The following is a 235-nucleotide window of genomic DNA, read 5'->3' as shown; positions in this document are numbered from 1 at the left end:
CAATTCCCCAAAAGAAAGGAGTAATAAATAGTGACCAAGTCGGGTCTTTCATGCCAAAAATTCAATTTTGAAATAACCCAATACGCAATAATATCAATAGCGTGTTTATTATCAGATAAACTGTTAAATGTGAATAAAAACCTTTAATTTCTTTTATTCTCTTCTTTGCAAGTTCGTATTTTCTTTTTTCCAGATCTTCCATAATAAATTGTTTAACTCCAACGATTCCCTGAAG

At 30.2% G+C, this 235-nt stretch carries 1 protein-coding gene; it reads right to left on the bottom strand.

Annotation, left to right across the window (positions count from 1 at the left end; all coding sequences use genetic code 11):
- Positions 1-61: 61 nt before the first annotated feature.
- The gene (locus ACY2RT_RS15670) at positions 62-202 is read right to left on the bottom strand and encodes a 2TM domain-containing protein (RefSeq protein WP_490156837.1); all 141 of its coding nucleotides are present in this window, start codon (positions 200-202) and stop codon (positions 62-64) included.
- Between the last annotated feature and the right edge of the window lie 33 nt (positions 203-235).

It is taken from the genome of Ulvibacter sp. 2210JD10-4 (assembly GCF_058148525.1).
Note: the sequence above shows the minus strand (reverse complement) of the source record. Positions and strands in the feature narration are given on the sequence as shown.

Coding starts and splice junctions, on each gene's coding strand:
- ACY2RT_RS15670 (WP_490156837.1), bottom strand. CDS start 202: ATGGAAGATCTGGAAAAAAGAAAATACGAACTTGCAAAGAAGAGAATA.